Annotated in this window: 11 protein-coding genes and 1 pseudogene; 9 read left to right on the forward strand and 3 right to left on the reverse strand. The window is 50.3% G+C overall.

The features are described from left to right. Positions 1-39 precede the first annotated feature (39 nt). Positions 40-2394: pseudogene (mrcB, locus tag EOJ37_RS06470) on the forward strand (bifunctional glycosyl transferase/transpeptidase); the annotation flags it as partial. 153 nt (positions 2395-2547) lie between these two features. Here the strand turns inward: mrcB and EOJ37_RS06475 are convergent. Together EOJ37_RS06475 and EOJ37_RS06480 are read right to left on the reverse strand one after the other, a co-directional pair. Continuing rightward, entirely contained in the window at positions 2548-3291 is a 744-nt protein-coding gene (locus EOJ37_RS06475) for a MipA/OmpV family protein (RefSeq protein ID WP_127959062.1), read from the reverse strand. 508 nt (positions 3292-3799) lie between these two features. Next, a complete protein-coding gene (locus tag EOJ37_RS06480) occupies positions 3800-5656 on the reverse strand; it encodes an alkyl sulfatase dimerization domain-containing protein (RefSeq protein ID WP_127959064.1) in 1857 nt (618 codons plus the stop codon). Between the two features lie 278 nt (positions 5657-5934). On the opposite strand from EOJ37_RS06480, the gene hldE reads away from it, so the two are divergent. From hldE to EOJ37_RS06495, 3 genes are all read left to right on the forward strand, one after another. Then, positions 5935-7365 (forward strand): bifunctional D-glycero-beta-D-manno-heptose-7-phosphate kinase/D-glycero-beta-D-manno-heptose 1-phosphate adenylyltransferase HldE, encoded by a 1431-nt coding sequence (gene hldE / locus EOJ37_RS06485; RefSeq protein WP_127959066.1) that lies wholly within the window; start codon positions 5935-5937, stop codon positions 7363-7365. Positions 7366-7628: 263 nt separating this feature from the next. Beyond that, positions 7629-8201, forward strand: coding sequence for a class I SAM-dependent methyltransferase (locus EOJ37_RS06490; RefSeq protein WP_127959068.1), 573 nt, complete (start codon positions 7629-7631; stop codon positions 8199-8201). 243 nt (positions 8202-8444) lie between these two features. Further along, positions 8445-11024, forward strand: coding sequence for a class I adenylate cyclase (locus EOJ37_RS06495; protein ID WP_127959071.1), 2580 nt, complete (start codon positions 8445-8447; stop codon positions 11022-11024). Positions 11025-11026: 2 nt separating this feature from the next. Here the strand turns inward: EOJ37_RS06495 and cyaY are convergent, their stop codons facing one another. Next, positions 11027-11347: an iron donor protein CyaY gene (cyaY, locus tag EOJ37_RS06500; RefSeq protein WP_127959073.1), complete on the reverse strand. Its 321-nt coding sequence runs from the start codon at positions 11345-11347 to the stop codon at positions 11027-11029. Positions 11348-11427: 80 nt separating this feature from the next. Here cyaY and lptM point away from each other — a divergent pair, with 80 nt between their 5' ends. The 5 genes from lptM to yigB all read left to right on the forward strand — a co-directional run bounded on the left by lptM (position 11428) and on the right by yigB (position 14881). Further along, positions 11428-11583: an LPS translocon maturation chaperone LptM gene (gene lptM / locus EOJ37_RS14820; protein ID WP_127959075.1), complete on the forward strand. Its 156-nt coding sequence runs from the start codon at positions 11428-11430 to the stop codon at positions 11581-11583. 145 nt (positions 11584-11728) lie between these two features. Further along, positions 11729-12553 carry a diaminopimelate epimerase gene (gene dapF / locus EOJ37_RS06510; protein WP_127959077.1) on the forward strand — a complete coding sequence of 275 codons (825 nt, stop codon included), beginning with the start codon at positions 11729-11731 and terminating at the stop codon, positions 12551-12553. Beyond that, the gene (locus EOJ37_RS06515; protein WP_127959079.1) at positions 12550-13257 is read left to right on the forward strand and encodes a DUF484 domain-containing protein; all 708 of its coding nucleotides are present in this window, start codon (positions 12550-12552) and stop codon (positions 13255-13257) included. Before dapF ends, EOJ37_RS06515 begins: the two co-directional genes overlap by 4 nt. Then, positions 13254-14165 carry a tyrosine recombinase XerC gene (gene xerC / locus EOJ37_RS06520; protein WP_127959081.1) on the forward strand — a complete coding sequence of 304 codons (912 nt, stop codon included), beginning with the start codon at positions 13254-13256 and terminating at the stop codon, positions 14163-14165. Before EOJ37_RS06515 ends, xerC begins: the two co-directional genes overlap by 4 nt. Next, positions 14165-14881 (forward strand): 5-amino-6-(5-phospho-D-ribitylamino)uracil phosphatase YigB, encoded by a 717-nt coding sequence (gene yigB / locus EOJ37_RS06525; RefSeq protein WP_127959083.1) that lies wholly within the window; start codon positions 14165-14167, stop codon positions 14879-14881. The genes xerC and yigB overlap by 1 nt, the downstream gene beginning before the upstream one ends. The last annotated feature ends 54 nt before the right edge of the window (positions 14882-14935 follow it).

Here is a 14935-nt window from a genome sequence, read left to right on the forward strand (position 1 = left end):
ATATCAGGATAAATATGATTAAGTTAGTAACTTGTGTTCGAGGAGTCAGCCATGACGGATAAAGCAAAAGGCAAAAAAGGCGCTAAGAAACGCCGTTGGCTTGGGCTGATTGTAAAGCTTTTCCTGGTGATGATTGCAGCGGTGGCAATCTATGGTGTCTACCTCGATTCACAAATTCGTAGCCGTATTGATGGCCAGGTCTGGGAGTTTCCCGTCGCTGTCTATGGTCGCATGGTAAACCTGGAGCCAGGGATGCCATACAGCAAGCAGCAGATGATTCATCTGTTGGAAGGGATGCAGTACCGCCAAGTTAACAGTATTGTCCGCCCGGGTGAGTTTTCCGTGCAGGAGAATAGCATTGAGTTACTGCGCCGCCCGTTTGATTTTCCCGATGGTAAAGAGGGATTGATCCGGGCGCGGCTAGAGTTTCGGAACAATGGATTGTCGCGCATCGTCAATATGGAGAATCAGCGTAGTTTTGGTTTCTTCCGCCTCGATCCCCGCCTGATCACCATGATGCAATCACCAAATGGTGAACAGCGTCTGTTTGTCCATCGTTCCGGTTTTCCTGATCTGCTGGTTGAAACCCTGTTGGTGACCGAAGACCGCAATTTTTACCAGCACGATGGTATCAGTGTCTTCTCGATTGGGCGTGCGGTGATAGCCAATATGACCGCAGGGCGCACGGTACAAGGCGGTAGTACCCTAACGCAGCAACTGGTGAAGAACCTGTTTCTTAGCAATGAGCGGTCGTTATCACGCAAACTGAACGAAGCTTATATGGCGTTACTGTTGGACTATCGCTATAGCAAAGATCGCATTCTGGAGCTCTATCTCAATGAGGTTTATCTGGGGCAGAGTGGCGGTGATCAGATCCGTGGTTTTCCACTGGCCAGTCTCTACTACTTTGGTCGCCCGATCGATGAGCTAAGCCTGGATCAACTAGCGTTATTGGTTGGCATGGTGAAGGGCGCTTCACTGTATAACCCCTGGCGCAATCCACAATTGGCGTTAGAGCGCCGTAATGTGGTGCTTAAACTGCTACAGCGTCAGGGGCTGATTGATGATGAACTGCATAATACGCTTAGCGCACGGCCGTTAGGGGTGCAGCCGAAAGGGGGAGTGATCTCGCCACAACCTGCGTTTATGCAACTGGTGCGTGAAGAGTTGCAGAAGAAGCTCGGCGATAAGATTAACGATCTCTCTGGGGTGCGTATTTTCACCACCTTGGATCCGGTTTCACAAGATGCGGCAGAAAAGGCGGTTGAAGAGGGGATCAAAGCACTCGGTAAGGCGCACAGTATGTCAGATCTTGAAGCGGCAATGGTGATTGTCGATCGCTTCAGTGGTGAAGTGCGTGCGATGGTCGGCGGCGCTAATCCTCAGTTTGCCGGTTTTAACCGCGCAATGCAGGCGCGTCGTCTGATTGGTTCATTGGCGAAACCGGCGACTTATTTGACCGCATTATCGGAACCCGATAAATATCGTCTGAATACCTGGCTGGCAGATCAACCGTTGTCGCTTACGTTATCTAATGGCTCACTGTGGGAGCCGAACAATTACGATCGCCAGTTCCGTGGTCGCGTGTTGTTGGTTGACGCTCTTGCCACCTCTCTGAATGTGCCAACGGTAAACCTTGGTATGACGATTGGGTTGGATCAGATCGGGGCGACACTGCAGCGTTTGGGTTCGCCCAGTTCGGCGATATCACAAAATCCCTCAATGTTGCTTGGTGCGATTGGCCTGACACCGATAGAGGTGGCTCAGCAGTATCAGACGTTAGCCAGTGGTGGCAATCGGGCACAACTTTCGGCGATACGTTCGGTGATCACCCAGCAAGGTACCGTGTTGTATCAGAGCTATCCGCAAGCAAAGCGTGAAATTCCCGCTCAGGCCGCCTATTTGACGCTGTATGCGATGCAGCAGAGCGTCAGCAGCGGTACTTCACGTGGTTTGGCGGCAAAATTTGCCAGCTACAATCTAGCGGTAAAAACTGGCACAACCAATGAACTGCGTGATAGCTGGTTTGCTGGCATTGATGGTAAAGAGGTGGTTATCACTTGGATTGGGCGCGACAATAATGGCCCGACTAAGTTGACCGGTGCTACCGGTGCCCTGACGCTCTATCGCCGCTATCTGGAGAATCAGACACCGCTGGTCTTGCGCTTGCAGCCACCGGAAGGGATTAACCTGATGGCGATTAATGAATCTGGTGATTTTATCTGTAGCGGTAATGGGGTGCGTACCTTGCCAGTCTGGACGAATAATCCACAAGCATTATGCCAAGCCGCCGTGCCAGCACGGGTGGAACAGCAGCAGCGGACACCGACGCAACAGAATAAATCTAATGATAACGGTGGTGTTTCCGGCTGGTTTAGGGAGCTATTTCACTAGAGATTAAGCGGCTAGAACATCAGGCTGATCATTAAAAACGCAGGCATTATGCCTGCGTTGCTGTTTTTAGCGCCGAAGTATCACATCACTGTCTGATCAACACGCTAGCATCTACCGAATGTGGTAGTTGATGGTTTTAAAGCTAAAGAGGCACTAAAAAGCGTAATTGAATCCCGCAATCAGTGTGCCTGAGACGCTGCTATCCACCATTGGGCTGTCTTTGACCTCTTTAGGTAACGCCATGCCACGGGCAGCGAGGAAAGCACTCCAGTTTTGATTAATCCGGTATCCTACTGATAATTCAATATAAGGAGTCCAGCTACTGCCAGGTTGATATTGTGCTAACCCGCTGCGCATTGACTCTGCACCGCTCACGCCATAGTAGTATTCATTGTGATTACTACTGGCCCAGGTAACACCAATACCAGGTGTCACGCCCCATTGACCGAAATTGAACCGGTATAAGTAACCGATATCACCCAATACACCATTACTGTTATTCAATGTATCTGCGCCAATATCAACGCGAACTACCCCCAACGTGGGGTGGGTATAACGGTACAGTAGACCGGCCATCAGCGTAGCGTTGCGCTTGTCCAAACGTTTCATGGCGTAAATGTCACTGTCGTCTGGTTTAAAAGAGAGCGGCAGATAATAGGCGTTGACAGAGACGCGATGCTGTTCATTTTGCCAGACATGAACGCCGCCGGTTAAACCTTTAAAATAGGCATGCTCTCCTTCATAACTCACCATCGGTATCGGTAAAACGCGATCCTGATCGCCAGCATAAGGGCTAGGGCTGACCACAACTGCAGCACCGACAGCAAACTGATTGGCTTGTGCCGGCAGGGCTGCCACCGTGACTAGAGCCAGCACTGATAATTTTAACGACTTCATATAATATCCTTTTTATCAATAGGTAATAATGATGGCACGAAAAAACGATACCACAGTTTTTCCACTGGTTGATAGATGAATTGAAGTCGTGCGAAACAATTGCCAGGGAATGGCTTTTCGAGAGATCCGGCAGACAGCACATTAAGCACAAACTTAACTGTTGGCAAAAACAAGTCTTATCTATGTTCCGATTATCATTGCTGAAAAATTCACCATTTACAACAACAAAAGTGGGGATTGTCGCCATATAAAGTGATTGGGGCAAATTTTAAATATGGAACTCTTGCCGCTCAAAATACGTCTACTTCATCTGTCAGCGAACTGACTTAGTTTTATTATATCAACCAATCTGAATGCTGTTCTGCGTGTCGTGTGATTGGCATCAATTAAATGCCAATATGAGTGGCACATATTCAGTGTTGCGTTTTGTCTGGTGTTAGAGCCGGCGGTAAGACGGCGGCAATAAAAAAACCAGACACACAGCAAAACGGTGTGTCTGGCATATCAGCTATTCCTGAGGGTAATTCTGGGTGCCTTGTAGGTCCTCAACAGAGGATGCGGTGTTTGTGTTGAGCATGAGATGGCTACGATCCAGGATTGTATCGAGTTCGCTCCATATAGGATCATTCACCGGCAGACTACGTGCCAAAATAAAGTCAGCCAATTGTGCCGCTGTTAGGTTGAAATGCCGCTCTGCGGGTTGGTTAACTTCAGAAATAACAAGCACGCTGTTACGTAATTCAACCCGTTGAATAGCAGTTTCACCTTCGCGTGTGAGACTAAAAATCAATCGCTTGCCTTCCGCTCGCTGTGGTTCGATAAGATAGCGAATGAAATCCAGATTCTCTGCTAAAGAGGCGGTGATCAACTGTTGATGTTGGGGCGTGCCAACCAATGCACGCAGGGTATCCAGAGTCATTGCGATCCCTTCTACTTTGAGTTGCCCTTCATTTTGCAGTGCTTCAGTGAGGTAAAAACCCCGGGCATTGGCCGAACTGGTGCGCTGACCAAGCGCACGGGCAGCGGCGGCGCGTATTTTACGCACTTCGGTGTTGCCCGGATCTAACTGTAGCAGTAGCGAGGTTAATTTGAGGCTCCAGCGCCAATTCGCTAACCCTCCGGTTTGCTCTGCTTCGGCGGCGGCATTCAATACGGTGTCCACTCCTCCCATCATGGTAACTATCCTGCTGGCTTCTTCGTGTTGTGATAGTGGATTGATCTCGTAAACATCACCATCAAACCAACCAACGGTGCCGTTCCAAATTTGACGCACATGGCTTTCTACCTGGCCATAGGCTTCGCGCCCATTACGTAAGTGTGCGGGCATATAGAGTGTTTCAGCAGCTTGTCTAGGGTTCAGGCCTTGGGCGATCAGGCGTAATGTTTGATCGTGAATTAACTGAACTTGGTCAACCGAGCGTTCGATATTTTTGCTGACAATGGTTTGTCCTTTGAGTGTCGGGCCGTGAATGTCGAGCAAAATTTCCGCATTTTTAGCTTCAACCCAGCGTGCATCATGCAAGAACGTATTCGGATCGCGGAATGCTCCGCCACGTAATGTGTAGATGTTGAAAATTGCGCCTGTAACCATCATGTTAGTGATTACAAGGCGGTGGCGTGGAAAGTAGAATGCGACACTATCAGAGGTGTCAGTACGATTTGGAGCAACCTGTAGTGGCTCGCCGGCTATGTTTAAGTCAAGAAGTTGTCCATGCTGGAACAGGTGAGTAGGTGCTTTATAACTGGATTCAGCCAGGAGTTTTTCTGGAGAGAAACGCATTAAATTTGGGAAAGCATCCGCGCCTTGCGTGGGATGGAAGACCCCAAATTGTGCAACGGCGCGCGTCAGGTAAAAACCACTCTTGATACTTACCCCCTTCGATGCGTTGCGATTACGATCCAGATATTCATGTCCCCAAATTTCAGTATGTTGATCGAGCCAGGCTCCCGTGCCGTCTGAATAGTGCCAATGCGTCAGTAATACCGCTGCGACATTGATTTTTTCACCGAGTTGTTGCTCCAGCATGCTGCGCATCTCTTTGGCGGCACGCGTTGAATCTCCCGTGTCGATGATGATCCAGCCGTTAGGTGCTCTAATTGCGTAACTGCTGGCTATTCCCCATCCGCGTAGGGCATAGATATCTTCGTTGACCTTCTCAACTGTTTTGCTTTCAGTTAATCCCCATAACTGATTTGCTGTTAATGCCGTATGTGTAGTGATTGCGCCATTGGGAGCGACAACGGTTTCGGTGCTCAGTGAAGGGCTGTGCCACGATGTGGCAGCGACAGCTGTTGCTGAAGCTTGGTTACTGGATGTCGAGAGTATGATCAGTAATGAAATAGCTAAACAAGATTTAATTTTCACCTTATATCCTCTATCTATCAATATACTCGCTGTTTGTGTGCGATTAACTAGTGTTTTGTGCTAATTATAGTGTACTTAATGCGAGACTGTTCTTGATGAGAGATAAAATAAGCGTGGTTGCAACATCAGATGATGTCAGAGAAATATTAATAGAATTTATTAGTCGGCGTTGGCTGTTTGTTTATCTTCTTCGGGGCTCCTTGCCAATCGGATTGCCGTAATGCTGCCAAGCTATGTTACTATCTGGCGCATTGATTTTTGTGCTTTGGAGTTATCGGATGAAAGTAACACTGCCTGATTTTCGCCGCGCCGGTGTGCTGGTGGTGGGTGATGTAATGCTGGATCGTTATTGGCACGGGCCAACCAGCCGTATCTCACCAGAGGCACCGGTTCCAGTAGTCAAGGTCGAGACGATCGAAGAACGCCCCGGCGGAGCTGCTAACGTGGCGATGAACATTGCCTCACTGGGGGCTAACGCCCGTCTGGTTGGCTTGACCGGCATCGACGATGCAGCGCGTGCGTTAAGTGCCAAACTTGGCGCAGTGAATGTGCGTTGTGATTTTGTTGCCCAGCCAACGCATCCCACCATCACTAAATTGCGTGTGCTTTCCCGCCATCAGCAGTTGATCCGGCTCGATTTTGAGCAGGGTTTCTTTAATGTCGATCCTCAGCCACTGTTGGAACGCATTCAGCAGGCGCTGCCGCACATCGGAGCATTGGTGCTGTCTGATTATGCCAAAGGGGCGTTGCGTGAAGTGCAGAGTATGATAGCACTGGCACGTGCGGCTGGCGTTCCGGTACTGATTGATCCGAAAGGCACCGATTTCGAGCGCTATCGTGGTGCGACACTATTGACGCCGAATTTGTCTGAATTCGAAGCTGTAGTGGGGACGTGTAATAACGAACAGGAGTTAGTCCAGCGCGGTATGCAATTAATTGCTGATTATCAACTGTCGGCGTTATTGGTAACCCGCTCGGAACAGGGTATGACATTATTACAACCGCAACGTGCGCCACTGCATTTGCCGACTCAAGCACAAGAGGTGTTTGATGTCACCGGTGCAGGTGACACGGTGATTGGTGTACTGGCGGCAGCATTAGCGGCGGGTAACACACTGGAAGAGAGCTGTTTTCTTGCCAATGCTGCGGCCGGTGTGGTGGTGGGTAAGTTGGGTACTTCCACGGTGTCGCCAATTGAACTGGAAAATGCCATTCGTGGCCGGGCTGAAACCGGCTTTGGTGTGATGAGTGAGAACGCATTAAAACAGGCGGTGGCTCAAGCGCGGCAACGCGGCGAGAAGTTAGTGATGACGAACGGTATTTTTGATATTTTGCACGCCGGTCATGTCGCCTACTTGGCCAATGCACGTCGGTTGGGGGATCGCCTGATTGTGGCAGTGAATAGCGATGCTTCAACACAACGGCTGAAGGGGGCTGCGCGACCAATCAATCGGCTGGAAAATCGCATGGTCGTGTTGGCCGCGTTGGAGGCGGTTGATTGGGTGGTCGCGTTTGACGAAGATACACCACAGCGACTGATCGCAGAGATTTTGCCTGATCTGCTGGTCAAAGGTGGTGATTATCAGCCAGAGCAGATTGCTGGTAGCGCCGAGGTATGGGCGAATGGTGGTGAAGTGAAGGTGTTGAATTTTGAAGATGGACTATCAACAACCAATATTATCAATACCATCAAGGCTCGAGAGAGCTGAGTAATGCTGTGCTGGCCGTCGGATTTACGTCGTTAGCGTGCCAAGGATGATCGCGGGCTGCATGGAGAACAGCGTGTGGCTGCGATGTTAGTGACGGGCGCTAACATGCAGAGGGATGCAAACTGCTCAACAGTGTTATTGGTCAGTTTGCTTCCCGGCAGTAGAGGGAGCAGTGACTAACGGGAGAGCGCTATCTTCACCTGAGGTGAGGATATCAGTTAGGGATACACTGGGAATGATGATGATAAAAAAAGGGTAATGGGATGTCTAACTCAGTATTAAACAAGGTTCAGCCGTATCTAAAGTCTCAGGCTGATTATTTTAAGCAATTCATAAAATCACCAAGAACCTTTGGCTCACTAGCACCATCATCGCCTTGGCTGTGTAACCGTATGGTGCAACTGGCGGATCTTAGTTCAGCAACGGTTATCGCTGAATTAGGGGCGGGTAGCGGTGTATTAACCCGCAGGTTACTGAACCGATTGGCACCTGACAGCGAGCTCGATGCTTACGAAATTCAGCCAGATTTGGCTAAACAGCTACAGGTGCTGGCAAAACAGGATGACAGGTTGCAGATTATCAGCCAGTCAGCTGAGAGGCTACAACGTAATTACGACATTATCTTCTCTTGCCTGCCGTTACTGTCGATCCCAGCGATGCCTCGGTTACGCATTTTGCGCCAGATCAGAGAGCGGTTGAATCAGGGGGGAACCTTGATCCAGTTTCAGTACAGCCCGATGTCCGAAAAGCTGTTATCGCGCTATTTTGTCTGGGAACGCGTCTATGAGATGCGCAATTTTCCCCCGGCGTGGGTCTATCTCTGTACGCCACGTTAGCGTTAACGAATACCATGTTGGCACGGTGTTGGGGTGGCTGGTTGCTGTGGTGTAGCACGCCGTTGTTACTGCTGAATAAAAAAACACCATGCTGTGCAGCTTGTTTAACCACCTTTACCGTCAAGCTGCAAGATGTTAGATTGATCACGTTTCCGACATTTAATTTGTTAAATGCCCTGCTGGATTGAAGAGTGGTTAGGGAATGCGGGGGTTTTCAAGTACTGGATAATCGGGCGAGACGTCTTGCACCTCTATATTGAGACACTGAAACAGCGACTGGATGCGATCAACCAACTGCGAATTGATCGCGCTTTGACAGCGATGAAGCCTGCCTGCCAGCGGGTTTATAACCTGTTACCTGTGCTGCTGCACTATCATCATCCACAAGCACCCGGTTATCTAGAGGGTGAAGTGCCTTATGGCATCTGTCTTTATGCTCCAAATGAGGAGCAACAGCACCATCTCAATCAGTTACAGCATGATGCTGGTTTTTCTGTTGTCGATGTCACTGGCGGTGAATTGCCAATCACTGGCATCTACTCTATGGGCAGCACCGCCTCTATTGGCCAGAGCTGCACTTCCGATCTTGATATCTGGGTTTGCCACCAGTCCTGGCTTGATCAACAAGAGCGTGAGTTGCTGGAGCAGAAGTGTACCCTGTTGCAGCAGTGGGCCGCCTCAAACGAGGTAGAGGTTAACTTCTTTCTGATCGACGAAAATCGCTTTCGACATCACCAAAGCGGCAATTTGAGCTGCGAAGATTGCGGTTCTACCCAATATATCCTGCTGTTAGAAGAGTTTTACCGCACTGCGGTGCGTTTGGCCGGCAAACGGATTTTATGGAATATGGTACCGAGTGACGAGGAAGCTCACTACGATGAGTATGTACTTTCGCTCTATGCGCAAGGGGTATTAACCCCGAATGAGTGGCTCGATCTGGGCGGGTTAGGCACACTCTCTGCTGAGGAGTACTTTGGTGCCAGTTTATGGCAGTTATATAAAAGTATTGATTCACCGTATAAAGCAGTGCTGAAAACGCTACTGCTTGAGGCTTACTCTTGGGAGTATCCCAACACCGAACTACTGGCTTCCACCATCAAACAGCATTTGCATCGGGGGGAGATTGTCTGTTTCGGCCTTGATGCTTATTGCATGATGTTAGAGCGCGTTACTCATTACCTCAACGCAACCCATGATGAGGCGCGACTTGATCTGGTCCGACGCTGTTTTTACCTAAAAGTGTGTGAGAAATTGTCGTCGTGTTGTGCTTTGAGTGTCGGCTGGCGGCGTGAAATCCTCAGTCAACTGGTACGCGACTGGGGGTGGAGTGAACAGCGTCTCACCATGTTAGATGAACGTCCCGAGTGGAAAATTGAGCGCGTGCGTGAAGCGCACAACGAACTGCTCGATGCCATGATGCAGAGTTACCGTAACCTGATCCGCTTTGCGCGCCGTAACAATCTCAGTGTCAGTGCCAGCCCACAGGATATTGGGGTATTAACCCGCAAGTTATATGCGGCATTTGAAGCACTGCCCGGTAAAGTGACACTGCTCAACCCGCAGATTTCACCCGATCTATCCGAACAGGATTTAACCTTTATTCAGGTTCCGTTTGGCCGCGCCAATCGTCCAGGCTGGTATCTCTATAATCAGGCACCGGAGATGAGCGCCATCATCAGTCATCAGCCACTCGAGTACAGCCCCTACCTGAACAAACTGGTAGCTTGGTCTTACTTCAATGGATTATTGACTGCACAGACGCGTCTGCATCTGCGCGGAGCCGATGGCTGTGACATCGGTAAACTGCATGAACTGGCGACAGATGTCTCGCAGCATTTCCCGTTGCGTTTAGCACCGGCAACACCAAAAGCGCTGTACAGTCCGTGTGAAATTCGTCAACTGGCGATCATTGTCAACCTGGAGAGTGACCCGACCTGTGCATTTGGCCAACAGTCGATCCATTTTGACTTTCGCAAACTGGATGTGTTCAGCTTTGGTGAGCAACAACAGTGTCTGGTTGGCAGTATCGATCTGCTCTACCGCAACTCCTGGAATGAAGTACGCACACTCCATTTCAGTGGTGAGCAAGCGGTGCTGGAAGCATTACAGACCATCCTCGGTAAAATGCATCAGGATGCACAGCCGCCAGAGCTGGTGGAAGTGTTCTGCTATAGCCATTACCTGCGTGGTTTGATCCGCACACGCATTCAGCAATTAGTCTCTGAGTGCATCGAGTTGCGCCTCTCCAGCACGCGTTTGGGGGCGTGCCGTTTTAAGGCATTACGTGTTTCCGGCCAGACCTGGGGACTGTTTTTTGAACGCCTCAGTGTCTCGGTACAGAAACTGGAGAATGCAGTAGAGTTTTATGGCGCCATCTCCAACAACAAATTGCATGGTTTATCGATCAAAGTGGCTGCCGATCAGCTACATCTGCCGGCGGTGATCGACGGCTTTGCCAGCCAGGGCATCATTCAGTTTTTCTTTGAAGATTGCAGTGATGGCAACGGTTTTAACATTTATATCCTGGATGAACTTAATCGTGTTGAGGCTTATCACCACTGCGGTGGCAGCAAGGAAGAACTGGTACGTGATGTCAGCCGTTTCTACTCCTCCTCACATGATCGTTTTACCTATGCTTCAAGCTTTATCAATTTCAACTTGCCACAATTTTACCAGTTGGTGCAGATTGAAGGGCGCATTCAGGTGATGCCCTATCGCAGCAATGCCCTGTCTGCGCTCTATGTCGCCCCAACACAGCAGCCCCTCAACAGTCAACCAGCGGTGAAAGATCAGGATCGCTACTGCGCTCACTCTGAGGTTTAATCTCAGTGGAATAGTACCGTTTCACCCGCCTGCTGGCTGACGGCTTCGCTCAGCAACGAGTAAAAACTGCGGCCGGAGCGATCGCAAATCCAGTCGCCTTCACGGTAGGAGAAATGGTAGCCGTTGGCTTTGGTTGCCAACCAGATTTGATGCAGCGGCTCCTGACGGTTGATGACAATTTTACTGCGATTGTCGAAAGTTAACGTCATGACTCCACTGTGTGTTTCGTAGTCGATATCACTATCGCCGGTAAAGGCATCCAGTGTTTGTTCAATATTGAGCAGCAATTGGTCGGCCAATTGGTGAAATTCACTGTCGTTCATTATCGATTCCTGTTGCTTTTCGTGATCTACCTGCGATTATACTGGGCTTTAGACAGATGAATTACAGGCTCTCGTGTACAATGAAAAAAAAACAATACGCTATCCGGCTGGCATTGATAACGCTGGTATTGGCAACTGCTTCGGGTTGTGGTCAAAAAGGACCGCTCAGTTTTCCAAGCAAAGGCAAAGCGTTCTCGTTATCAATGATAGCGCCAAATGAAGCTCGGGCGCAGTAGGGAAACCGCTCAGCCAGCGATTGTCTGGTGCTTTGTGAGCAGAACAGCGCGGTGGATGAGCATTGGTTTATAGATAACAACAGGATAAGTTGGTTTGATGTTATGCTGTGACAGCGGATGACAGATCAAAATAACAGGATACGATATGCAGTTCTCCAAGATGCACGGGCTGGGTAACGACTTTATGGTGGTCGATGCCGTAACGCAAAATGTCTACTTCTCACCTGAATTGATCCGCCGCCTGGCAGATCGCCATCTCGGTGTTGGCTTTGACCAACTGTTGCTGGTTGAAGCGCCCTATGATCCGGAAGTGGATTTTCATTACCGCATTTTCAATGCTGACGGTAGCGAAGTGTCACAGTGTGGCAATGGCGCACGCTGTTTTGCCCGCTTTGTGCGGCTAAAAGGGTTAACCAACAAACGTGATATCCGCGTCAGCACGCAGGCTGGACGTATGGTGTTGAGTGTCACCAGTGATGATCTGGTCTGCGTCAATATGGGTGAACCACGTTTCGAGCCGCAAACCGTGCCATTTCGTGCAGCAAAAGCGGAAAAAACCTACATTATTCGCGCGGCACAACATACTGTAATGTGTGGCGTGGTCTCGATGGGGAATCCACATTGTGTCTTGCAGGTTGACGATATCAAAACGGCGGATGTTGCCCAACTAGGCCCACTGCTGGAAGCACACGAGCGTTTCCCCGAACGGGTTAATGTCGGTTTTATGCAGGTGATCAGCCGGGAACATATCAAACTGCGTGTTTATGAACGTGGGGCTGGTGAGACACAAGCTTGTGGCAGTGGTGCTTGTGCCGCAGTAGCGGTAGGGATCCAGCAAGGGGTACTGTCAGAACAGGTCAAGGTGGATCTATTGGGTGGCAGTTTACACATTCGCTGGCAGGGAACGGGACATCCACTGTTGATGACCGGTCCAGCGACTCATGTTTATGATGGCTTTATTCAGTTATGAAAGAACCACGTGACAGCGAAATGTTACCCGCCAGCATGATTGACGATCAGTGTGTACTGCAATATTTGCAGCAGCATCCAGACTTTTTTCTGCGCCAAGCAGCACAAGTTGAGCAACTGCGTGTGCCACATGTGGTGCGTGGTGCAACCTCATTAGTCGAGTGGCAATTGGCACGCCAACGCCACCAGATTGCTCAACTCCAACAGGAGATCAGCCTGTTGATGGAACAGGCGACAGCCAATCAGCAGCTATTCACTCGCCTACTACAGCTACAGAGTGACATCAGCACCGCAGAGAGTTTGCCGCAGATGTTAATGCGCTTGCAACTCTGGGCAAAAGAGTTTGGTTTGGTTGGCGCCGACATTCGTCTGTTTAGTGATCGCTGGCATCTACAGGCACCATCAGATTTCAACCATCTTGCCTTGGCACGCTCCGCGTTTGAGCCATTACGCATTCAACGCCTACGCGATCAACAGCACTACCTGGGCCAACTCAATGCACCGGAATTACTGCTGTTACTGCCACAGGCGAAGCAGGTTGGTTCGGTGGCGATCTCTCTGCTTGGCGAGTTAGGTGATCTTGGCGTGCTAATCTTTAGCAGCCGTGATGCGCAACATTATCAGCAAGGTATGGGCACACTGTTACTTAGCCAACTTGCACAGTTATTGCCAGCTCAACTTGAGCGCTGGATCGTTCGGTTATGAGTGATCTCAATACCAACCTGCAACCGGCGGTGAGCGCTTTTTTGCACTACTTGAAGGTAGAACGCCAACTGAGTCAGTTGACTCAGAGCAACTATCGTCGTCAGCTAACCGCGCTCATCGAGACCGCGAGCGCCTTGGGCATCAGTGAATGGGCCATGCTTGACAGTGCCAAAGTGCGCCAAATAGCGGCACGCAGTAAACGGGCAGGTTTGCAGAGCGCCAGTCTGGCGCTGCGTTTTTCAGCACTACGCACATTCTTGCACTGGCTGGTGAGCGAAGGAGTATTGGCGGCCAATCCGGCGAAAGGCATCCGCACACCAAACGGCAAGCGACATCTGCCGAAAAATGTTGATGTTGATGAGGTGAGTCAACTGTTGGCGATTGATCTGAATGATCCGCTAGCAGTGCGCGATCGTGCGATGCTGGAACTGACCTACGGCACAGGGCTCCGTCTGGCGGAACTGATAGGCATTAACTGCCGGGATATTGACTTATCGAGTCGAGACATCTGGGTGGTTGGTAAAGGCAGCAAGGCACGTAAATTGCCACTTGGTCGCCAAGCACTCACCTGGCTACAGCAGTGGTTGAGCTTACGTGATCTGTTTGAACCACAGGATGATGCGCTGTTTCTCTCCAATCAGGGAAAGCGCATCTCAGCCCGTAATGTACAAAAGCGGTTCGCCCTGTGGGGAGTAAAACAGGGCATCAGCAGCCATATTCATCCACACAAATTACGCCACTCGTTTGCCACCCATGTACTGGAGTCAAGCGGTGACCTGCGAGCCGTGCAAGAACTATTGGGCCACGCTAACTTGAGCACTACACAAATCTATACCCACCTTGACTTTCAGCACTTGGCCCAGGTCTACGATGCCGCCCATCCACGAGCTAAACGGGGGAACTCTTAATGCTTTTTTACCGTGCAATGCGCCCAGTGGTGGCACTCAGCTTTGATCTGGATGATACCCTGTATGACAACCGTCTGGTGATTGAACAGACAGAACAACAGTCACTGCTGTTTTTGCAGCAATACCATCCAGGCCTACGCCAGTTTCAGCCAACTGACCTACAGCGTTTACGCCAAGAGTTGTGCCAGCAACAGCCAGAGATTTACCACGATGTCACCCAATGGCGCTGGCGTGCGATCCAGTTGGCGCTCAGTAGAGTGGGAGTCAACCCGATACAGGCAGCCAGTGGTGCCGATGCGGTGATGCAACACTTTGCAACCTGGCGCAGCCGGATTGCAGTACCCGCCAGCACACACAGCACACTGCAAGCATTGCAACAGCGTTATCTGCTGGTGGCGATCACTAATGGCAATGCGGATCCGACACAATGTGGATTGGCTGATTACTTTCAGTTTGTATTACGCGCGGGGCCTGATGGGCGTGCCAAACCATACCAGGACATGTACCGCCTGGCGGCGCAGCGTTTGCAGATTGCACCACAGCAGATACTGCATGTCGGGGATGATCTCACCACCGATGTTGCCGGTGCATTACGTGCAGGGCTACAGGCGTGCTGGCTGAACGATCGCCAACGCTGCTTGCGACAAGCAGGAGATAGCCGCTTATTACCGCACGTTGAAATTTCACAATTGGCATCGCTGACAGACTGGTTATAATCCCAGTAGAAAAATGCTTGTGATGCTGAAGTTGTGCTACGGCAGCTACGGCAC

This window comes from Serratia microhaemolytica, assembly GCF_004011885.1.
GTDB lineage: Bacteria > Pseudomonadota > Gammaproteobacteria > Enterobacterales > Enterobacteriaceae > Serratia_G > Serratia_G microhaemolytica.